The following is a 20,431-nucleotide window of genomic DNA, read 5'->3' as shown; positions in this document are numbered from 1 at the left end:
ACCACACGGCAGGGGAAGGCGGTCCCTCCTCCGGTACGGTTGATCCCGGCGGGGTTCGAGCGAATAACTGAGGGACACATGGGACTCACCATCGGCGTCGACATCGGCGGCACGAAGATCGCGGCCGGCGTGGTCGACGAAGAGGGCTCGATCCTCGAGACGTGCCAGGTACCGACCCCGCAGGCGACCGACGCACTGACCGAGGCGATCGCGGACGCGGTCCGCACCGTCGGATCCGGTCACCAGGTCGAGGCCGTCGGCATCGGCGCGGCGGGCTACGTCGACGAGAAGCGGGCCACGGTCCTCTTCGCACCCAACATCGACTGGCGCCACGAGCCGCTCAAGGACAAGGTCGAACAGCGCGTCGGCCTGCCCGTGGTCGTCGAGAACGACGCCAACGCCGCCGCCTGGGGCGAGTACAAATTCGGCGCGGGCCAGGGCCACAGCGACGTCATCTGCATCACCCTGGGCACCGGCCTGGGCGGCGGCATCATCATCGGCAACAAGCTGCGCCGGGGCCGCTTCGGCGTCGCCGCCGAGTTCGGCCACATCCGGGTCGTCCCCGACGGACTGCTGTGCGGCTGCGGCAGCCAGGGCTGCTGGGAGCAGTACGCCTCCGGCCGGGCCCTGCTGCGCTACGCCCGCCAACGCGCCTTCGCCACCCCGGAGAACGCCACGGTGCTGCTCTCCCTCGGCGACGGCACCGCCGAGGGCATCCAGGGCAAGCACATCAGCGCGGCCGCCCGGCAGGGCGACGCGGTCGCCATCGACTCGTTCCGCGAACTGGCCCGCTGGGCCGGAGCGGGTCTGGCCGACCTCGCCTCGCTCTTCGACCCGTCCGCCTTCATCGTCGGGGGCGGCGTCTCGGACGAGGGCGAACTGGTCCTCGACCCGATCCGTAAGTCCTTCCGCCGCTGGCTGGTCGGCAACCAATGGCGGCCGCACGCCCAGGTCCTGGCCGCCCAGCTCGGTGGCAAGGCCGGGCTGGTGGGCGCCGCGGACCTGGCCCGCCAGGGCTGACCCCGGTGGTGGCCGAGCACCCCGGGCTCCCCGTGTCCGGCACGGAGCGCGGCTCCGCTGCCGAGGACTGTGCGATGGGCGGAGGCGGAGCGCAGCACAGCGGCTCCGCGGTCGTCCGGGTGCTCAGCTACAACATCCGCTCGCTGCGGGACGACCGGGCGGCCCTGGCCAGGGTCGTCCGGGCCTGCGCGCCCGATCTCGTGCTCGTCCAGGAGGCGCCGCGGTTCTTCCGCTGGCGCAAGGCCGCCGAGCGGCTGGCCCGCGCCTCGGGGCTGGTGTACGTCACCGGCGGCGGCACGACCGCGGGCCCGATGATCCTGTCCTCGCTGCGCGCCCATGTGGAGCGGACGCAGGACATCCTGCTGCCCCGCACCCCCGGCCTGCACCAGCGCGGCTTCGCGACCGCCGTGGTACGGATCGGGGGCGCCCGGCTCGGGGTGCTCAGCTGCCACCTGAGCCTGTCCGCCGCGGAACGCTACGGGCAGGCCGGGCTGCTGCTGGAGCGGCTGGCGCAGCTGGACGTGCCGTATGCGGTGGCGGGCGGCGATCTCAACGACCGCCCCGGCGGCCGGAGTTTCCGGCGACTGGCGGGGGCGCTGACGGACGCCTGGGTGGCGAGGCCGTGGGGCGGGGAGTTCACCTCCACGCCCCACGACCCGCATCAGCGGATCGACGCCGTCTTCACCACCGACGGTGTCGAGGTGCTCGGCTGCGGGGTGCCGCACCCGGTGCCGGGCGTCCACGAAGCGGATCTGAAGGCCGCCTCCGACCACCTTCCGGTCCTGGCCGTGCTGCGGGTGCCGGCCCACGGTCACTGATCTGTGTCCGGCCGCGCCCGGACGGGGAGTGAAGGCATGTCCGAACCGGCAACTCGGCACGACGCACGGCCGCATCGCTCCTCGCGGCACTCCTGGGCAAGGGCGCTTCCGGTGCCGCTGCTCTCCGTGGCCGCGATCACCTGTCTCGTCGCGTCCCTGGCGCTGTCCACCGCCCACATCCACCACCAGTCGGATGCCTGCCGGTACATGGCAGTGCCGTGGACGCATTTCGCGACTGCCTACGGCAGCCTGCTCGCGGCCGTGTCGGCACCGGTCGTCCACGTTCTGACGTCCCGCGCCGCGCGCCGCGGCGGGATCCGGCCGGCGTCCGGTGGGCAGAGCTGGATACCCACGTTCTTCGCCGTCATCGCAGGCTTCGTGATCCCGCTGGCGGCGTTGGTCGTCGTCCTGACCCACCAGGACGCCGGCGAGACCGCCGCGAAAATCGGCATGCCCCTGTGCGAGGGTCAGGCCGCTTCGTCAGGGACTCGCTGACCGCTGTCGGCTCCTGGACCTCCTACGCCGCACGCGTCCTCCGCGAACAGCCGCGGTCACACCACCGCTCCGCCCCCCGGCAGGTCGTCGCCCTCGTCGTCGTCCTTCATCCGCCCCACCAGGGTGGCGAAGCCGCCGAGGAAGCCGCCGATGCCCAGGACGGCGAGCCACCACGTCACCGGCTGCTGGATGATCATCATCGTCACCAGCAGCAGCGGACCGCCGAGCACCGCGAGCCAGGCGAACTTCGTGGTGACGTCGGCCTGCGGCAGCGGAGGCGGCTCCGGCGGGGTGAAGTGGCCCTCGTCGTGGTCGTCGAGGTCGCCGTCGGACGGCTCGGCGGTGCTCCAGTCGCGCGGCCCGACCCCGGGGGCGAAGACGACGAAGCTCCCGGGGCGTGCGGCCCCCGCCGTCGTGTCGTCGGCACCCGGCAGGGCCTGGGCGTCCTTGCGCCCGGCCTCCTCGGCGCCGTCGTCGTCCGCCGTGGGCACCTCCGGCTGCTCGCCGTAGCCCGCGACGATCTCCGCCCAGGCGGCCTCTTCGTCCAGCGGGTCCCGGGGGTCCCTGGGGCTATGCTCCGCCACTTGCCGCCGCCCCCTCCTGGACCGGGCCCGGCTGGGCCTCGGGGGCGAGCCGGGTGATGAAGGCGAAGGTGTCCTCGAAGATCCGCTCCGCGTCGTGGTCGAGCGTGGCGACGTGATAGCTGCGTTCCAGCAGGGTCTGCCGTACGTCGGTGGAGGACACCCGGCTCAGGATCCGCTCGGAGTCCGCGGGCGGCACGACATGGTCCTGCGGGCTGGTCATCACCAGCAACGGCTGGGTGACACCCGGGAGTTCGGCGTCCACCTGCTGGAAGAAGCGGCGCAGCGAGTACGCGGCGTGCAGCGGCACCCGGTCGTAGCCGACCTCCTCGGCGCCCGGCGCGGCGATGTCGCTGGCGATCCCCTTGGTACTCGGTACGAGGTGGCGCAGCACCGCAAGCAGCGGCGCCGCGGCATCATGGACCTTGTTGGCCGGGTTGACCACGGCCACGCCGCTGATCGCCGGGCCGTGCTTGGCGGCCAGGCGGAGCGCCAGCGCGCCGCCCATGGACAGGCCGCAGACGAAGACCTTGGTGCAGCGCTCGGTCAGTGCGCGCAGCTCGCGGTCCACCTCGGCGTACCAGTCCTGCCAGGAGGTGATCTGCAGGTCCTGCCAGCGGGTGCCGTGTCCGGGCAGCAGCGGCAGGGAGACCGTCAGCCCGCGGTCGGCCAGATGCTCGGCCCAGGGACGGACGGACTGCGGGGAACCGGTGAAGCCGTGGCACACGAGGACGCCGACCTCTCCGCCGTCACGGCGGAACGGCTCGACTCCGGGAAGGAGCGGCACCGGGGAACTCCGATCGGTAAGGGGACCTGGTGGGTTACCTCAGCGTACGCGGAGGGACGCGGAGCGGATAGGTCCGGCGTCGGCCGCGCGGCCGGGTGCCCGCCACCCGTCCGCTCGCTCGTAGGGGCCGCTCGCAGCCCCGCCGCGGCGAGCGGGGGGCCGGGGCAGGTTAAGGTCTTTGCGTCACACACAGGAGGCAGTCGGTTGATCTACGGCGCAATGAAGTTTTCCATCGGCGGGTCGCTGAAGCTTGCGTTCCGCCCCTGGGTGGAAGGCATCGAGAACATCCCCGCCGAGGGTCCGGCGATCCTCGCGAGCAACCACCTGTCCTTCTCGGACTCTTTCTTCCTGCCCGCAGTGCTCGACCGGAAGGTCACGTTCATCGCGAAGGCCGAGTACTTCACCTCGCCCGGCGTGAAGGGCAAGCTGACCGCCGCGTTCTTCAAGGGCGTGGGCCAGCTGCCGGTGGACCGGTCGGGCGGCCGGGGCGCGGGCGAGGCGGCGATCAAGAGCGGCATCGAGGTGCTGGAGCGCGGTGAGCTGTTCGGCATCTACCCGGAGGGCACCCGCTCCCCGGACGGCCGGCTCTACCGCGGCAAGCCGGGCGGCCTGGCCCGGGTCGCGCTGGCCACCGGCGCCCCGGTGATCCCCGTGGCGATGATCGACACCGAGAAGGTGCAGCCTCCGGGCAAGATCGTGCCGAAGATGATCCGGCCCGGCATCCGTATCGGCAAGCCGCTGGACTTCACCCGTTACCAGGGCATGGAGGGCGACCGCTTCATCCTGCGGTCGGTCACCGACGAGGTCATGTACGAGATCATGAAGCTGTCCGGCCAGGAGTACGTCGACATCTACGCGACGGCGGCCAAGCGGCAGATCGCCGATGCGGCGAAGGCGGCGGAGACGAAGAAGAAGGCGGAGTCGGAGGCCGGCAGGGCCGTCGACAAGGGGAAGGCCGAGGCCGGGGCGTAGTCGAGCCCGGCGAGGGGTGGGGGGCCCATGACGGATGCCGACATACCGGTGAGCGGTGCCGCCAGGCGTCACAGCAAGCGCCCGAGGGTGCTGCGGATGTCCGTCGAGCTGCCGCTGTGGCGGGCGCTCACCGGCTACCGCATCCTCACCCTCTGCTACTCGCTGTGCCTGTTCGCGCTCTCGTACAAGGAGTACGCGCATCCGCTCGGCGCCGCCGCCTACATGGCCGCGCTCACCGTCTGGATGCTCTTCACCTGGCGCCGGACGGCCTCGGCGGAGCGCTGCACCCGGTACTTCCTCTTCGCCGACCTCGGCTTCGCCGTCGGCGGCATCCTCCTGACGCCCCTGGTGGACACCCAGGCCCGCATCATGGACGGCGGGCCCACCCTGCCCTCCATCTGGACGGCGGGCGCCGTCCTGGGCTTCGCGATCAAGCGCGGCTGGCGCTGGGCCGCGGTGGCCTCCAGCGCGGTGGCGATCGCCAACCTCGTCGAACGCGAGGAGCTGGCCCGCGACATCGTCCACAACGTCGTCCTGGTGTGGGTGGCCAGCGTCGCGATCGGCTACGTGGTCGAGGTGGCTCGCGCCAGTGAGCGCACCCTCGCCCGCGCCCTGCAGATCGAGGCCGCCACCCGCGAACGCGAGCGGCTGGCCCGCGACATCCACGACAGCGTGCTCCAGGTGCTCGCGATGGTGCAGCGGCGCGGCGCCGCGATCGGCGGCGAGGCGGCCGAACTGGGCCGGATGGCCGGCGAACAGGAGGTCGCACTGCGGACGTTGGTCTCCAGCGGGTTGGTTCCGCCGCCGCGTGCGCAGGGGCCTGCGGAGACCGTGCCGCCCGCCGGCGGGACGGCCGCGCCGTCCGCCCCGGCGGGCGGGCCCTGCGACGTCCGGGCGCTGCTCGCCCCGTACGCGGGCGGTGGTGTCACCTTCTCCGAGCCCGGCGCCCCGGTCGAACTGCCGGCCGCTGCGGCGGCGGAGCTGGCGGCCGCTGTCGGTGCGGCGCTGGACAATGTACGGGTGCACGTGGGGGACGGCGCCCAGGCGTGGATCCTGGTGGAGGACGAACCGCAGGCGGTGATCGTGACGGTCCGCGACGACGGTCCCGGCATCCCCGAGGGCCGGCTCGCGGACGCCGAGCGCGAGGGCCGCCTCGGTGTGGCCTTGTCGATCCGCGGCCGGCTGCGGGATCTGGGCGGCCGTGCCGAGTGGGTCTCGGTCCCCGGACAGGGCACGGAAGTGGAGTTGACGGTCCCCAAGGGCGCCGAGTCCGAGGGCAGAGGTCGGGGGAAGGCGAAAGCGTGAGTGAGCGGGCGGGTCTGAGGGTGATGGTGGTCGACGACCACCCGATGTGGCGGGACGCGGTCGCACGGGACCTGGCCGAGGCCGGGTTCGAGGTGGTCGCGACGGCCGGGGACGGCCTCCAGGCGGTGCGCCGCGCGCAGGCGGCCATCCCCGACGTGCTGGTGCTGGACCTCAATCTGCCGGGGCTGCCCGGTGTCCAGGTGTGCAAGGAACTGGTCGGATCGCTGCCCGCACTGCGGGTGCTGGTGCTCTCCGCGAGCGGCGAGCACGCCGACGTCCTGGAGGCGGTCAAGTCCGGGGCGACCGGCTATCTGCTGAAGTCGGCGAGTACCGAGGAGCTGGTGGACGCGGTCCGGCGTACGGCCGCCGGCGACCCGGTGTTCACCCCCGGGCTCGCCGGCCTGGTGCTCGGCGAGTACCGACGCCTGGCCACCGAACCGGCCCCCGCGACCCCGGACGAGCCGGGCGCACCGCAGCTGACGGAGCGGGAGACCGAGGTGCTGCGCCTGGTGGCCAAGGGCCTCTCGTACAAGCAGATCGCCGAACGCCTGGTCATCTCGCACCGCACGGTGCAGAACCACGTCCAGAACACCCTCGGCAAACTCCAGTTGCACAATCGCGTGGAGCTGGTGCGCTACGCCATCGAGCGCGGCCTGGACGAGGCATAGGGCCCGTCGTTCGGCCCTAGGGAGCCACCCGGCCGGGGTTCCCCTCGTACGGGTGAACGCCCGGCGTCAACTCCCCGGCAAAACAACGGAATCACCGATCGCCCCATCCCGGAGTGACCCACGTCACCATTAGCGTGACGCGGGTCTGCTCATTCACGGCCGTACGCGGCCATCGACGGGATAGGTGAAGCGATGCGGGTCGGAGTACTCACCGGCGGCGGCGACTGCCCTGGTCTGAACGCGGTGATCAGGGCCGCCGTCCGCAAGGGCACCCAGGAATACGGATATGACTTCGTCGGCTTCCGGGACGGCTGGCGGGGCCCCTTGGAGGGCAACACCGTGCCGCTGGACATCGCGGCGGTACGCGGAATCCTGCCGCGCGGCGGCACCATCCTCGGCTCCTCGCGGACCAACCCCTTCAAGGAGGACGACGGTATCCGCCGGATCAAGGACACGCTGGCCAAGAACGAGATCTCGGCGCTGATCGCGATCGGCGGCGAGGACACCCTCGGTGTGGCCGCCCGTCTCTCCGACGAATACGACGTGCCCTGCGTCGGCGTTCCCAAGACCATCGACAACGACCTCTCCGCCACCGACTACACCTTCGGCTTCGACACCGCCGTCGGCGTCGCCACCGAGGCCATCGACCGGCTGCACACCACCGCCGAATCCCATATGCGGGTCCTGGTCGTCGAGGTGATGGGCCGGCACGCCGGCTGGATCGCGCTGCACTCCGGCCTCGCCGGCGGCGCCAACGTCATCCTCATCCCCGAGCAGCGCTTCGACATCGACGAGGTCTGCGGCTGGATCGAGTCCCGCTTCAAGGTCCGCTACGCCCCGATCGTGGTCGTCGCCGAGGGCGCGATGCCCAAGGACGGCCAGATGGTGCTCAAGGACGGGTCCACCGACTCCTTCGGCCATGTCCGGCTGTCGGGCGTGGGGGAGTGGCTGGCCAAGGAGATCGAGCGGCGCACCGGCAAGGAGGCCCGCACCACGGTGCTCGGGCACACCCAGCGCGGCGGTACGCCCAGCGCCTTCGACCGCTGGCTGGCCACCCGCTTCGGGCTGCACGCCATCGATGCGGTGTGCGACGGCGATTTCGGCAAGATGGTCGCGCTGCGCGGTACCGACATCGTCCGGGTGCCGATCGCGGAGGCGACCGCGAAGCTCAAGACCGTCGATCCGGCGCTGTACACCGAGGCCGGCGTCTTCTTCGGCTGAGCCGGTGCACGTCCCCCGCGCCGGGACCGGTACGCCGGGCGGCATCCCCGGGCGAGGGGCCGTATATTCGCCATACATGGACATAGGCGAATGTATGGGGCATACGGCGTCTGTGGCGTACGCGGCATGTCCGGCCTGCCGTGCAGAGGCAGGCCGGAGTGGCAGGACCGGCGGGAGGGTTCGTGGAGATCATCGCCTTCGGTGTCCAGGCGGACGAGCGCGCGCTGCTGGAGAGTTCCTTCGGGGAGCGGCACCAGGTCCGCAGCCTGGACGTGTTCATCAACCGCGACACCGCCCCCATCGCCCACGGCTACGAGGTCGTCAGCTCCAGCGTCCACGCCGACCTCGGCGCCGACGTCCTGCAGACGCTCGCGGCCGGCGGCACCAAGATGATCGCCCAGCGCGCCACCGGCTTCAACAACATCGATCTGGAGGCCGCGGCCGACCTCGGCATGTCCATCGGCCGGGTCTCCGCCTACTCCCCGTACGCGGTCGCCGAGTTCGCCTGGGGCCTGGCGCTGGCGGTGAACCGGCGGATCGTCCGGGCCGCCACCCGCACCCGTAACTTCGACTTCCGGCTGGACGGCCTGATGGGCCGCGATCTGCGGGGCCGCACGGTGGGCGTGATCGGCACCGGCCGGATCGGTGAGGCATTCACCCGGATCGCCCACGGCTTCGGCATGAACCTGCTCGGCTGGGACATCGCCGAGAACCCCAACTGCGCCGCGCTCGGTATGACGTACGTCGGCAAGCGGCAGCTGTTCGCCGAGGCGGACCTGGTCACCCTGCATGTGCCCCTGGTGGCGGCCACCCGGCACCTCGTCGACGCCGCCGCGCTGGCCGCGATGAAGGACGACGCGGTCCTCGTCAACTCCAGCCGTGGCGGGCTGGTCGACACCGTGGCCCTCGTCGACACGCTCAAGGCGGGCCGGCTCGACGGCGTCGCCCTGGACGTCTACGAGGAGGAGGCCGGCCTGTTCTTCTTCGACAAGTCCCTGGACGTCATCAGCGACGACACCCTCGCCCGCCTGATGACCTTCTCGAACGTGCTGGTCACCTCGCACCAGGCGTACTTCACCGAGGACGCGGTCGGCCAGATCATCGACGCCACCGTGCGCAACGTCGAGGACTATCTGGCCCACCGCACCAACGAGAACATGCTGGTCACACGAGGACAGCTGCCAGCAGCTGGGCGGTGACCGCGGCGCCGTCCAGGGTGAGCACCGACTCGGGATGGAACTGCACGCCCGCGAAGCCGGGACCGCGCAGCGCATGCACGTCGCCGGTCTCGGCGTCCCGGCTCAACTCGACCCGGTGCATGGCGAGTTCGGTGGCCGTGGTGTCGTCGCAGCGGGCCGTGAAGGTGTTGTAGAAGCCCACCGTCTCCGGGCGCCCGAAGAAGTCGATCCGCTCCTGTGCGCCCTGGAACGGCACCTCCTTGCGGACGATCTCCAATCCCAGCTCGGCGGCGAGCAGTTCGTGGCCGAGGCAGACGCCCAGCAGCCCGTGCCGGTGCTCGCGCACCAGCTCGGCGGTGAGCGCGCGCAGGGTGCGCATCTTGGGATCGGTGGCGTCGGCCGGATTGCCGGGGCCGGGGCCGAGCACCACCGGGCCCTCGTGCGCGCGCACCGCCGCGCGCAGCCCCGGCTCGTCGAACCGTCGGATCTCGACCGTCAGCCCCGAGGTGCGCAGCAGATGCGCCAGCATCGCGGTGAAGGTGTCCTCGCCGTCGACGACCAGCGCATGGCCGCTCAGCGCGGCGGTCGAGGCGGGGGTCTGCATCCGCAGCCAGAACGGCGCCAGGTCGGCCCGCCGGGCGGCCAGGGCGGCCTGCACCCGCGGGTCGTCGGCCAGCCGCGGCGGCGCGGTGTCCGCCGGCCGGGCGGGGCCCGGACGCACGCCGAGCGCGGTGAGCACCCCGGCCGCCTTGGCGTGTGTCTCCGCCACCTCGCTCACCGGGTCCGAGCCGCGGACCAGCGTCGCTCCCACCGGCACCCGCAGCCGGCCGGCCGCGTCGACGTCGGCGGTGCGGATCAGGATGGGCGAGTCAAGGGTCTGCGCGCCTCCCGCGTCGCGGCCGATCAGGGCGAGCGCGCCCGCGTAGTAGCCGCGCCCCGTGCCGTCCCGCCCGAGGGGCTCGTAGCGCTCGATGACCCGGCAGGCGTTCTGTACCGGCGACCCGGTGACCGTCGCCGCGAACATCGTCTCCTTCAGCACCTCCCGCACGTCCAGCGACGAGCGGCCGCGCAGCTCGTACTCGGTGTGCGCGAGGTGGGCCATCTCCTTCAGTCGCGGCCCGACCACCACGCCGCCCATGTCGCCGACGGTGCACATCATCTTGAGCTCTTCGTCGACGACCATCGACAGTTCCTCGATCTCCTTGCCGTCATCGAGGAAGGCGAGCAGGTCGTCGGCGGTCGGGCCGCCGGCCGGGTAGCGGTACGTCCCGCTGATCGGGTTCATCACGACCGTGCCGCCGCTCATCCGGACGTGCACCTCGGGGCTCGCGCCCACGAGCGTCCGCTCCCCGGTGTGCACGACGAAGGTCCAGTACGCGCCGCGCTCGGCGGCCAGCAGCCGGCGGAAGAGGGCCAGGGCATCGGCCCGGTCGAACCCGGGGATCTCGCCCTCGTAGGTCCGCCGGATCACGAAGTTCGCCCCCTCGCCGCTGCCGATCTCCTCGTGGAGCACCCGCCCGACGATCTCCGCGTACTGCTCGTCGGTCACGTCGAAGGCCGCCCCGTCCGCCACCCGCACGGCGTGGTCCGGCAGCTGCGCCAGCGCATCGGCGAGCGGCAGCTCGTACGTCTCCTCGGGGACCAGCGCGACGAGCGGCGTGCCGTCGTCGTGCACGTCGAAGCCGCGCTCCCTGATTTGCCGGAACGGCACCATCGCCAGGCCCTCGGGAAGGTCGGCGAGCCGGTCGTACTCCGCGACGGAGCCGATCAGGATCTCCACGGTGTCGTGGTCGCGGCCGGGTGCCCGGCGGCGCAGCAGGGCAAAGGGCCGGTCGTCGGCGAGCAGCTCGGGCAGGTGCATGTTCCTCGTCCTTCTCGGTCAAGAGGTGGGGGCGAGGGCCGGCGTCCGGAAAGACCGAAGGCCGCCCTCGGGCGGCCTTCGCGGAGTCTGTGGAGTGCGCGCGAATCAGTGGGCCGCCGGAAGAGCGGTCCACCACCAGTTCATGGTTGTCTGCGCGAACATGGTCTGCACCCTAGCGGAGCGCCCCGCCGCGTGCACCGTGTCTCACGGTGTGGACGGCCCGGCGGTGGCCGAGCGCTCGTTACGGGGTTCCGTCCGGATCCGCGTCCGGACCGTCTCACAGTCCGGGCGCGGCGCGGACACCCCTCGAGGACCCCGTAATGTGGTGTTCGTGACCGTGAACGCTGAAACCCATGCCGGTGGCAACACCTGGCGAGACCTGCCCGCGGCGCAGCAGCCTGACTGGCCGGACCAAGAGGCTCTGCGCGATGTGATCGCGGAGCTCGAGTCCTATCCGCCGCTCGTCTTCGCGGGCGAGTGCGACCAGTTGCGTGAGCGCCTGGGAGCGGTCGCCCGTGGTGAGGCGTTCCTGCTTCAGGGCGGCGACTGCGCGGAGGCCTTCGACGCCGTCTCCGCCGAGCACATCCGCAACAAGCTCAAGACGCTCCTCCAGATGGGCGCCGTGCTGACCTACGCCGGGTCCGTCCCGGTGGTCAAGGTCGGCCGGATCGCCGGTCAGTACAGCAAGCCGCGCTCCAAGCCGACCGAGACCCGCGACGGCGTGACGCTGCCGACCTACCGCGGCGACTCCGTCAACGGCTTCGAGTTCACCGAGGCGGCCCGGATCCCGGACCCCGAGCGGCTGAAGCGGATGTACCACGCCTCCGCGGCGACCCTCAACCTGGTCCGCGCCTTCACCACCGGTGGCTACGCCGACCTGCGCCAGGTGCACGCCTGGAACCAGGACTTCGTGAAGTCCTCGCCCTCCGGGCAGCGCTACGAGGCGCTGGCCCGCGAGATCGACCGCGCGATGAACTTCATGAACGCCTGCGGGGTGGACCCGGAGGAGTTCCGTACCGTCGAGTTCTACGCCTCCCACGAGGCGCTGGTCCTCGACTACGAGTCGGCGCTGACCCGCGTGGACTCGCGTACCGGCAACCTCTACGACGTCTCGGGCCACATGGTGTGGATCGGTGAGCGCACCCGGCAGCTGGACGGCGCCCACCTCGAGTTCGCCTCGCGCATCCGCAACCCGATCGGCGTCAAGCTCGGCCCGACCAGCACGGTGGAGGACGCACTCACCCTCATCGAGCGCCTCGACCCGGAGCGCGAGCCCGGCCGGCTGACCTTCATCACCCGGATGGGGGCGGACAAGGTCCGCGACAAGCTCCCCGAGCTGGTCGAGAAGGTCACCGCCTCCGGCGCCCAGGTGGCGTGGATCTGCGACCCGATGCACGGCAACACCTTCGAGGCGGCCTCGGGTCACAAGACCCGCCGCTTCGACGATGTGCTGGACGAGGTCAAGGGCTTCTTCGAGGTCCACAAGGCCCTGGGCACGCACCCGGGCGGCATCCACGTCGAGCTGACCGGCGACGACGTCACGGAGTGCGTGGGCGGCGGCGACGAGATCTTCGTCGACGATCTGCACCAGCGCTACGAGACCGCCTGCGACCCGCGGCTCAACCGCAGCCAGTCGCTCGACCTGGCGTTCCTGGTGGCGGAGATGTACCGCGACCAGTAGGCGCGGGCAGAGCACGACGATGGGGCGCGGATCCTGTGATCCGCGCCCCATCGCGTTGTGCGCCACCCGGGACGCCAGGTAAGGTAAGGGTAACCTCACTCAAGATCGGCAGGATCGTCGAGGATCGGTGGGGTTCCCAACGGAGGTGAAACCGCGTGTACGTCTGCTCATGCTTCGGGATCACCGAGAAGCAGGTCCGCGAACACGCGGACACGGGCGCCTGCACGCCCCGCCAGATCGCCTCCGCCTGCAAGGCCGGCACCGACTGCGGCGGCTGTGTGCGCCGCATCCAGGAACTGCTCGGCCGTGGCGCGTGCCCGCGCCGGGAGCTCATCGACAGCGGGGCCCCCGCGCCGCTGGGCACCGTGGCCGCACCGCCGCCGGTCGCGGAGGTGGCCGAAGTGGTGCCCGCGGCGCTCCGGGAGGCCGCGTAGCCCTGCGGGGTGGCACGGCCCGCGCCTCAGCTCGGCTGCTCGATCAGCTGTGCGATGTAGAGCGCCTCGCCGAGTTTCTCCACCAGTTCGAGCTGGGTGTCGAGATAGTCGATGTGGTGCTCCTCGTCCGCGAGGATGTCCTCGAAGATGTTCGCCGAGGTGATGTCGCCCTTGGCGCGCATGATCTCGATTCCGCGCCGCAACCGGTCGATCGCCTCGACCTCGACCTGCCGGTCCGCATGGAACATCTCGGTGACGGTCTGGCCGACGCGCACATGGAAGAGCCGCTGGTAGTTCGGTAGCCCTTCCAGGAAGAGAATGCGGTCGGTCAGGAGCTCCGCGTGCTTCATTTCGTCGAACGACTCGCTGCGGGTGTACTTGGCGAGCTTCGTCCAGCCGAAGTTCTCCTGCATCTTGGCGTGCAGGAAGTACTGATTGATCGCGGTCAGCTCGGCAGTCAGCTGCTCGTTGAGGAATTCAATGACCTCGGGGTCGCCCTGCATGGCAGCGGGCTCCTTCCGCGCGAGAACTGGGCAGGTGCCGCGCATCCTTGCACCGCGTGGAGCGGACAGTCCAGTAAGTGCACGCTTAGTACGAGTTGCCCGAATCCCTCCCTGCCTGGTCATCGGCACCCCTCCCGGTCTGACAACATGGAGGGCATGGGTCAGCCGGACGGTCGCGAAGAGGAGCAGGATCAGCTGCCTCCCGGACAGCGGCTGCAGCGGGGCTGGCCGGTGACGCATTACGGTCCGGTCCCGAAATTCCGCCCCGAACGCTGGGAGTTCCGCGCCTTCGGCGCCACTGCGGACGGTGAAAAGCACTGCTGGACGCATGAGGAATTCACGGCCCTGCCGTATGCGACGGTCGTCGCCGATATGCACTGCGTGACGAAATTCAGCATGCTGGGCGCCGAATGGGGTGGGGTCCGCGCGCAGACGATCATGGAGCTCGCGCCGCCCGCGCCGGATGTCACCCATGTGATGGTGTGGGCGGAGTACGGATTCAGTTCGAACCTGCGGCTGGCGGATTTCGCGGCGCAGGACTGTCTCTTCGCCACCCACCGCTCGGGCGAACTGCTCACCGCCGAACACGGTTTCCCGGCCCGGCTCATCGTTCCGCACCTGTACGCCTGGAAGGGGCCCAAGTGGGTCCGCGGCATCGAGTACATGACGGCGGACCGCCGCGGCTTCTGGGAGGAGCGCGGCTACCACAACCTCGGCGACCCCTGGCGCGAGCAGCGCTACTCGTACCAGGAGGCGCCGGGCGAGGGCCCCGAGCTCTGACGTCGCCCGCGCCCGGCCGCCCTCAGTGGTGGTACCGGTGCGCCACCGCATGACCCCGGCCGCGGCCGATCAGCCACTTGTTGACCGGTGTGGTCACCACGAAGGCGAGCGCCAGTGAGGCGGCCAGGGTGCCCCAGAACAGTACGTCCGACAGCTGGGCGTCCATCGCGCCCGGCCAGAGCGCGATCACGCCGTTGTCGATCAGCTCCATCACGGCGATGGAGAGCGTGTCTGCCGCGAGGGCGATCCGGAACGCCGTACGGAAGCCGACGCCCGCCTTCAGTACGCCGCGCAGGGTGAGGGCGTAGCCGAAGGCGAAGGCGAGGATGATCGCGAGGATCGTGGTCGGGGCGTTGTGCCAGCCCAGCGCCGTACCGATCACCATGCCCAGGACCTCGCCGATGGCGCAGCCGGTGAGGCAGTGCAGGGTGGCCCTGGCGGCCGTCGTCCAGCCTGCGGTGGCGCCGCTGTGGTCCCTGTGGCCCGCTTCGGCCGGTGCGCTCGCGGCGGCCGTGCCGGCGGCGTCGGTGGTGTGGTCGTGGGGTGTGCGGTGCTGCATGGAAGCTCCCGGTGAGAGGTAGCGGTTCCGGCCCGACAGTGGGAACCATATACCCCCTAGGGGTATAACTCAAAGAGTGTCCGGTGCCCGCAGCCCCTTCAGTCGGGCCACGTCGGCCGCATGCCCCTCCTTGCCGCCCGGCGTCTCGATCACCAGCGGAACCCCGTCCGTCGCCGGATGCCGGAAGAGCTCGCCGAACGGCTCCGCGCCGATGTGCCCGGAGCCGATGTTCGCGTGCCGGTCCTTGTGGGCGCCGACCACGTCCTTGGAGTCGTTGGCATGGATCAGCCTCAGCCGGCCCTCGCCGGTGACCTCCACCAGCTCGTCCAGCAGCGCCTTCATCCCGCCCGGCGCCGCCATGTCGTGCCCGGCCGCGAAGGCGTGGCAGGTGTCCAGGCACACGCCGAGCCTCGGATGCCGGTCCAGCGCGTCGAAGTACGGCCCCAGATCCTCGGCCGGCGCACACAGCGAAGCGCCCTGCCCGGCCGTCGGCTCCAGCAGTAGCCAGGGGTCGTCGTCATGTGTCAGCTCGTCCAGCAGCGGCCGCATCCGCTCCCGGACCTGCGCCAGCGCCTCGGCGCGCGGCCGGCCGCCGGTCGCCGAGCCGGTGTGCACGACCACGCCGAGCGCGCCGATCTCCCGGCCCCGGCGCAGCGAGTGGCGGAGCGAGGCCACCGACTTCTCGACGGTCGCCTCGGTGTGCGACCCGAAGTTGATCAGATACGGCGCATGGACGTACGCCGGGATCCGCTCCTGCGCGCAGGCCGCCCGGAACGCCTCGTCCTGCTCGGGAGTTCCGGGGGGCGTGGCCCAACCGCGCGGGTTCGCCACGAAGACCTGTACGGTCTCGGCGCCCATCTCACGGGCGTACGGAAGGCCGGTCTTCGCCAGGCCGCCGGCCACCGGCACATGGCCGCCGACCGGATTGCGCGCGCGGGCGCGCGATGCGTCGTCGTGCTGGGGTGTACTCACCCTCCCAGGGTGCCAGGTGCCCGCCGGCCGCCGTCCCGCGGACGCCGACCGGCGGGGGCCGGCAGCCTAGAGGGCGCCCTTCAGTCGGATGGTGATCGTGCTGCCCTTCGGGGCCTGGTCGTCGCCTTCGACGGACTGGCTCTCGACCTCGTCCTGCGGGAAGAGGAACGGCTTCTTGACCTCGACCGCGAAGCCGCTGTCCTCCAGCGTCTTCTTGGCGTCCGCCTCGCTCTGGCCGGTGACGTCCGGCACGGTGACCATCTGCGGCCCCTTGGAGAGGGTGAGGGTGACCGTGTCGCCCGTGCCCAGCGAGTGGTCCGCGCCGGGCGACTGCTGGGCGACGGTGCCCTTGTCCTCCTGCGAGAAGACCGGCTGTTCCGCGAACTTCACCCGCAGACCCTCCTCGCGCAGCGAGGACACCGCATCGGCGCGGTCGTCCCCGACCACGTCCGGCACCTGGATCTCGGAGCCGCGGCTGACCGTCATCCCCACGGCGGTGTCCGGGTGCCGCTTGCTGCCCGCGGCCGGGTCCGTGCGCATCACCGAACCCTTGGCGACCTCGTCGCTGAAATCCCGCTGCACGGTGCCCGGAGTCAGCCCCAGGTCGCGCAGCTTGCGCTTGGCGTCGGCCACCGGGGTGCCCGAGAGGTCCGGTACGGAGACGATCTCCGGGCCACGGGAGATCGTGAGGGTGACCGTGTCCGTCCCGCGGATCTGCTTGCCGGTCGCCGGGTCCGTGGACATGACATGCCCGCGGTCCACATTCGAGCTGAAGTCGCGTACCACCTTCACGCCCAGCCCCCCGTCGCGCAGCGTCTTGACCGCCTTGGCCTGCGGCATGTCGAGGACGGCGGGGACGGCCGTGAACTGGCCGACATTGACGTACCACACGCCGGTGCCCACGCCGAGGACCAGCAGTACGGCCGCGATGACGGTGAGGACCTTGTGCCGCTGGATCAGGCCGTCGCGCGGCGCCGGCGCGGGGACCGGGCGAAGCCGCGTGGTCCGGTCGCCGGGAGGTACTTCGTCACCGAGCGGCATCTCCAGCCGGCTGGTGCGGTTGAGCTCGACCTCGCCCGGTGCCGCCGGCCCGCCGAGCCGCGGCAGGACATCCGTCCGCTCGGCGTCGCCGGCGGGCAGCTCGTGCGCCTGCGGCGGCACCAGATCAAGCTGCTCGCCGGTCAGCTCGGCACGGGTCTCCCGCGCCCGGTACAGCAGCGCCGCCGCGTCCTGCGGGCGCAGCTGCGGATCGCGGGCGGTGGCCAGCGCCACCAGATCGTCCAGCTGCGGCGCCAGGCCGGGCACCAGGGTGGACGGGGGTCGGACGTCCTCGTGCAGATGCTGGTAGAGGATCTGCGCCGCGGAGCCACCGGTGTGCGGCTTGCCGCCGGTGAACATCTCGTAGAGCACCACACCGCAGGCGTAGACGTCGACCCGGGCGTCGGCGGTGCCGTGCTCCATCTGCTCGGGGGCGAGATAGGACACGGTGCCCAGGACGGAGCCGGTGGAGGCGGTGGTGTTGGTGTCCACCGCCCGCACCAGGCCGAAGTCGGCGACCTTGACCCGGCCGTCGTCACCGATCAGGACGTTCTCCGGCTTCATGTCCCGGTGCACGAGACCGGCGCGGTGCGCGGCACCCAGGGCCGCGAGGATCGGCTCCAGGATGTCCAGCGCCGCCCGCGGCTGCAGCGCGCCCCGCTCCCGCAGCACATCGCGCAGTGTGCACCCGGCGACGTACTCCATCGCCAGATAGACGTACGTGCCGTCGGTGCCCTGGTCGAAGACGCCCACCACGTTCGGGTGCGAAAGGCGCGCGACCGACTTGGCCTCCCGGATGAAGCGGTCGACGAACGCCGCGTCCGTGGCCAGGCTCGGGTGCATCACCTTCAGCGCGAGTACGCGGTCGAGCCGGGTGTCCAAGGCCCGATAGACCGTGGCCATCCCGCCGGCGGCGATGCGCGCCTGAACGCGGTAGCGGCCGTCGAGCAGCTGGCCCTCGAGCGGGTCCTGAAGGGTCGTATCCACGGCAGACGAGTCTACGAGGCATTACCGGCTGCTCCGACGCCGCGGCGGTCACTCGGGGCGGACTGCAGCCGAACAGTGACAGGAACAGTGCCGGGAGCGGTGCCAGGAGCGGTGCCGGGAGAGGGGGTCGCCCGGATGCGCCGCACCCACAGACCTCGCCGGGTGCACCCCCAGGGGGTACCCGGCGAGGGTGTACCCGTCCGCCGTCTAGAAGGCGGGCCGCTCCGGGTCCAGCGCCGCGACGCCCTCCGCCGGCGAGGACGCGTGCGCGAAGTGGCGGCGCGGGATCCGGCCCGCCCGGTACGCCAGCCGTCCGGCGTCGACCGCGTGCCGCATCGCCTCGGCCATCAGCTCCGGCTCCTGCGCCCGGGTCACCGCGGACGCCAGCATCACCGCCGCACAGCCCAGCTCCATGGCGAGCGCGGCATCCGATGCGGTGCCCGCACCCGCGTCCAGGATGACGGGAACGCCCGCCCGCTCCGTGATCAGCTGGAAGTTGTGCGGGTTGCGGATGCCCAGGCCCGACCCGATCGGCGAGCCCAGCGGCATGATCGCGGCGCAGCCCGCCTCCTCCAGCCTCCGGGCCAGCACCGGATCGTCGTTCGTGTACGGCAGCACCGTGAAACCGTCGTCCACCAGGGTTTCGGCGGCGTCCAACAGCTCGACGGGATCGGGCAGCAGGGTGCGTTCGTCGGCGACCACCTCGAGCTTGACCCAGTCCGTACCGAGCGCCTCCCGGGCCAGCCGGGCGGTGAGCACCGCCTCGCCCGCCGTGAAGCACCCCGCGGTGTTCGGCAGCACCCGGATCGCGTGCCGCCGCAGCACGGACAGCACCGAGCCCTGCACGGTCGGGTCCAGCCGCCGCATGGCGACCGTGGTCAGTTCCGTACCGGAGGCGAGCAGCGCCCGCTCCATGACGTCGAGGCTGGGCGCGCCCCCGGTGCCCATGATCAGCCGGGACGTGAAGGTGGTGTCACCGATGGTGAGCAGATCGTCCGCCATGTTCCGGATCAGCCTCCCTGGACCGCGGTGAGCACCTCGACGCGGTCGCCGTCGCCGAGCGGGGTGGTGGGCCACTGGGTGCGCGGCACCACCGTCTCGTTGACCGCGGCGGCGACCCCGGCGGACGCCCGGGTCAGCGTCGCGACGAGACGGTCGAGGGTCAGGTCCCCGGGGATCCGGCGGGATTCGCCGTTGACCGACACGGACACCGTGGAAGGGGGGGCACTCATACGGGCTGCTCCTCTGGGACGTGGGCGTGCTCGGCCCGGTGGGCGGTGAAGCGCGCGGGGGAGAAGGGGCGGGCCTCGTCCGGAAGGCTCCCGCCGGCCAGCACCTCGGCCATCACCTCGCCGGTGACGGGCGTCAGCAGCACGCCGTTGCGGAAGTGCCCGGTGGCCAGGTGCAGGCCGGGCAGGTCGGTCGGTCCGAGCAGCGGCGCGTTGTCGGGGGAGGTGGGCCGCAGTCCGGCGCAGGTCTCCACCAGCGGCAGCTCCGTGATGCCCGGGACCAGCTCGTGGGCGTCGCGCAGCAGCTCGTAGACGCCGCCCGCGGTGACCGTGGTGTCCCAGCCCAGCTCCTCGCTGGTGGCCCCCACGACCAGCTCGCCGTTCTCCCGGGGCACCAGATAGAGCGGATTGCCCCGCACGACGGCCCGTACGGTGCGCGACAGGAACGGGGGGCTCCCGGCCGGCACCCGCGGCAGCCGCAGCCGCAGCAACTGCCCCTTGACGGGCCGCACCGGCGGCAGCACCGCCTGCGGCACCCCGGCCAGCCGCCCGCTGTCACTGCCCGCGGCCAGCACGACCTGACCGGCCGGCAGCCGGGTGCCCCCGGCGAGTTCGGCACCCGAGGCGCGCCCGCCGTCGACCGTCAGCCGCTCCGCCCGGGAGCGGTGGAAGACCACCCCGGCCCGCTCGCACGCGACCAGCAGCGCGCTCGCCAGCCGCCGTGGGTCGACCTGATGGTCGCCGTCGACCCGGAGCCCGCCCCGGATCCCGGGGGCCAGCATCGGCTCCAGACGGCGGCACTCGCGCCCGGTCAGCCACTGCGAGTCCAGTCCGGAGCGGTTCTGCAGCGCGTGCAGTTCGCGCAGATGGGCACGGTCGTCGGCGTCCAGCGCCACGGCCAGCGTGCCGCACCGCCGGTAGCCGGTCTGCTGCCCGCTCGCCTCCTCCAGCTCGGCGGCGAAGTCCGGATAGCGCCGCGCGGAGGCCAGATTGAGGCCGAGCAGGACCTCCTCGCCGTAGTGGAGTTCGGTGACCGCGGCCAGCATGCCGGCCGCCACCCAGGCGGCGCCGCCACCGGGATCGGGGTCGGCGACCGCGACGGTCAGACCGCGGCCGGCCGCCCGCCAGGCGGTGACCAGACCGATGATGCCGCCCCCGATGACCAGGACGTCAGGGTGGCCCGTGGCTGATGCGGAGCGTGTCGCAGGTGGATGCATGGGCGTCCAGCCCCTCCCTTCGCCGGCATGACCCGGATCAGGTTCGTACGGTCGGAGGCCGGCCAGCCTCCCTCTCAGCCCGGTGCGTCCGGGCTCCCGCGAGTGCGTGTGCCCGTCACCCTAAT

Annotated in this window: 22 protein-coding genes and 1 riboswitch; of the genes, 11 read left to right on the top strand and 11 right to left on the bottom strand. The window is 71.8% G+C overall.

The genetic code is table 11. From position 1 onward, the window contains the following. Window positions 1–78 precede the first annotated feature (78 nt). From ACGFML_RS28350 to ACGFML_RS28340, 3 genes are all read left to right on the top strand, one after another. Entirely contained in the window at window positions 79–1,020 is a 942-nt protein-coding gene (locus ACGFML_RS28350) for an ROK family glucokinase (RefSeq protein ID WP_393548379.1), read from the top strand. Between the two features lie 74 nt (window positions 1,021–1,094). Continuing rightward, window positions 1,095–1,838, top strand: a complete 744-nt coding sequence (locus tag ACGFML_RS28345; RefSeq protein WP_393548377.1) for an endonuclease/exonuclease/phosphatase family protein — start codon at window positions 1,095–1,097, stop codon at window positions 1,836–1,838. Window positions 1,839–1,874: 36 nt separating this feature from the next. Next, a complete protein-coding gene (locus ACGFML_RS28340; protein ID WP_393548375.1) occupies window positions 1,875–2,333 on the top strand; it encodes a hypothetical protein in 459 nt (152 codons plus the stop codon). A 56-nt stretch (window positions 2,334–2,389) separates the two neighbouring features. Here ACGFML_RS28340 and ACGFML_RS28335 read toward each other — a convergent pair whose 3' ends face one another. Together ACGFML_RS28335 and ACGFML_RS28330 are read right to left on the bottom strand one after the other, a co-directional pair. Further along, entirely contained in the window at window positions 2,390–2,917 is a 528-nt protein-coding gene (locus tag ACGFML_RS28335; RefSeq protein WP_393548373.1) for a hypothetical protein, read from the bottom strand. Continuing rightward, window positions 2,904–3,701 (bottom strand): alpha/beta hydrolase, encoded by a 798-nt coding sequence (locus tag ACGFML_RS28330; protein WP_393548372.1) that lies wholly within the window; start codon window positions 3,699–3,701, stop codon window positions 2,904–2,906. The genes ACGFML_RS28335 and ACGFML_RS28330 overlap by 14 nt, the downstream gene beginning before the upstream one ends. Before the next feature lie 219 nt (window positions 3,702–3,920). Between ACGFML_RS28330 and ACGFML_RS28325 the strand changes: the two genes are divergently transcribed. From ACGFML_RS28325 to ACGFML_RS28305, 5 genes are all read left to right on the top strand, one after another. After that, a complete protein-coding gene (locus ACGFML_RS28325) occupies window positions 3,921–4,673 on the top strand; it encodes a lysophospholipid acyltransferase family protein (RefSeq protein ID WP_393548370.1) in 753 nt (250 codons plus the stop codon). Window positions 4,674–4,700: 27 nt separating this feature from the next. Next, the gene (gene macS, locus ACGFML_RS28320; RefSeq protein WP_393548368.1) at window positions 4,701–5,978 is read left to right on the top strand and encodes a MacS family sensor histidine kinase; all 1,278 of its coding nucleotides are present in this window, start codon (window positions 4,701–4,703) and stop codon (window positions 5,976–5,978) included. A gap of 23 nt (window positions 5,979–6,001) precedes the next feature. Continuing rightward, window positions 6,002–6,646 carry a response regulator gene (locus tag ACGFML_RS28315; protein WP_393548446.1) on the top strand — a complete coding sequence of 215 codons (645 nt, stop codon included), beginning with the start codon at window positions 6,002–6,004 and terminating at the stop codon, window positions 6,644–6,646. 192 nt (window positions 6,647–6,838) lie between these two features. Beyond that, entirely contained in the window at window positions 6,839–7,867 is a 1,029-nt protein-coding gene (locus tag ACGFML_RS28310; RefSeq protein WP_393548366.1) for a 6-phosphofructokinase, read from the top strand. Window positions 7,868–8,049: 182 nt separating this feature from the next. Continuing rightward, window positions 8,050–9,066, top strand: coding sequence for a 2-hydroxyacid dehydrogenase (locus ACGFML_RS28305; RefSeq protein WP_393548364.1), 1,017 nt, complete (start codon window positions 8,050–8,052; stop codon window positions 9,064–9,066). Here ACGFML_RS28305 and ACGFML_RS28300 read toward each other — a convergent pair. Both ACGFML_RS28300 and ACGFML_RS28295 read right to left on the bottom strand, forming a co-directional pair. Beyond that, window positions 9,032–10,906, bottom strand: coding sequence for an anthranilate synthase family protein (locus ACGFML_RS28300; RefSeq protein WP_393548362.1), 1,875 nt, complete (start codon window positions 10,904–10,906; stop codon window positions 9,032–9,034). The two genes, ACGFML_RS28305 and ACGFML_RS28300, sit on opposite strands and share 35 nt — an antisense overlap. 105 nt (window positions 10,907–11,011) lie before the next feature. Next, window positions 11,012–11,068: a trp operon leader peptide gene (locus ACGFML_RS28295; RefSeq protein ID WP_351594118.1), complete on the bottom strand. Its 57-nt coding sequence runs from the start codon at window positions 11,066–11,068 to the stop codon at window positions 11,012–11,014. A gap of 175 nt (window positions 11,069–11,243) precedes the next feature. Between ACGFML_RS28295 and ACGFML_RS28290 the strand changes: the two genes are divergently transcribed. Both ACGFML_RS28290 and ACGFML_RS28285 read left to right on the top strand, forming a co-directional pair. After that, window positions 11,244–12,587 (top strand): class II 3-deoxy-7-phosphoheptulonate synthase, encoded by a 1,344-nt coding sequence (locus ACGFML_RS28290; RefSeq protein WP_393548444.1) that lies wholly within the window; start codon window positions 11,244–11,246, stop codon window positions 12,585–12,587. A gap of 155 nt (window positions 12,588–12,742) precedes the next feature. Further along, window positions 12,743–13,021 (top strand): bacterioferritin-associated ferredoxin, encoded by a 279-nt coding sequence (locus ACGFML_RS28285; protein ID WP_393548360.1) that lies wholly within the window; start codon window positions 12,743–12,745, stop codon window positions 13,019–13,021. A gap of 26 nt (window positions 13,022–13,047) precedes the next feature. Here ACGFML_RS28285 and bfr read toward each other — a convergent pair whose 3' ends face one another. Next, window positions 13,048–13,524, bottom strand: coding sequence for a bacterioferritin (gene bfr / locus ACGFML_RS28280; RefSeq protein ID WP_393548358.1), 477 nt, complete (start codon window positions 13,522–13,524; stop codon window positions 13,048–13,050). Window positions 13,525–13,671: 147 nt separating this feature from the next. On the opposite strand from bfr, the gene ACGFML_RS28275 reads away from it, so the two are divergent. After that, a complete protein-coding gene (locus tag ACGFML_RS28275; RefSeq protein WP_393548356.1) occupies window positions 13,672–14,304 on the top strand; it encodes a sulfite oxidase-like oxidoreductase in 633 nt (210 codons plus the stop codon). A gap of 22 nt (window positions 14,305–14,326) precedes the next feature. On the opposite strand, the gene ACGFML_RS28270 is transcribed toward ACGFML_RS28275, so the two are convergent. From ACGFML_RS28270 to thiO, 6 genes are all read right to left on the bottom strand, one after another. Next, the gene (locus ACGFML_RS28270; protein ID WP_393548355.1) at window positions 14,327–14,863 is read right to left on the bottom strand and encodes a DUF4396 domain-containing protein; all 537 of its coding nucleotides are present in this window, start codon (window positions 14,861–14,863) and stop codon (window positions 14,327–14,329) included. A gap of 69 nt (window positions 14,864–14,932) precedes the next feature. Further along, a complete protein-coding gene (locus tag ACGFML_RS28265; RefSeq protein ID WP_393548353.1) occupies window positions 14,933–15,835 on the bottom strand; it encodes a deoxyribonuclease IV in 903 nt (300 codons plus the stop codon). Between the two features lie 66 nt (window positions 15,836–15,901). After that, entirely contained in the window at window positions 15,902–17,860 is a 1,959-nt protein-coding gene (gene pknB / locus ACGFML_RS28260) for a Stk1 family PASTA domain-containing Ser/Thr kinase (RefSeq protein ID WP_393548351.1), read from the bottom strand. Between the two features lie 207 nt (window positions 17,861–18,067). Beyond that, the gene (locus tag ACGFML_RS28255) at window positions 18,068–18,862 is read right to left on the bottom strand and encodes a thiazole synthase (protein ID WP_393548349.1); all 795 of its coding nucleotides are present in this window, start codon (window positions 18,860–18,862) and stop codon (window positions 18,068–18,070) included. Window positions 18,863–18,870: 8 nt separating this feature from the next. Further along, window positions 18,871–19,092 carry a sulfur carrier protein ThiS gene (gene thiS / locus ACGFML_RS28250; RefSeq protein WP_393548347.1) on the bottom strand — a complete coding sequence of 74 codons (222 nt, stop codon included), beginning with the start codon at window positions 19,090–19,092 and terminating at the stop codon, window positions 18,871–18,873. Beyond that, window positions 19,089–20,306 carry a glycine oxidase ThiO gene (gene thiO, locus ACGFML_RS28245; protein ID WP_393548345.1) on the bottom strand — a complete coding sequence of 406 codons (1,218 nt, stop codon included), beginning with the start codon at window positions 20,304–20,306 and terminating at the stop codon, window positions 19,089–19,091. Before thiO ends, thiS begins: the two co-directional genes overlap by 4 nt. After that, a riboswitch (TPP riboswitch) is annotated at window positions 20,304–20,416 on the bottom strand. It overlaps the preceding gene by 3 nt. Window positions 20,417–20,431: the final 15 nt, after the last annotated feature.

Origin of the sequence: Streptomyces sp. NPDC048650 (genome assembly GCF_043199095.1) — a bacterium.
Taxonomy (GTDB): domain Bacteria; phylum Actinomycetota; class Actinomycetes; order Streptomycetales; family Streptomycetaceae; genus Streptomyces.
This window is presented reverse-complemented; position numbering and strand designations above follow the sequence as displayed.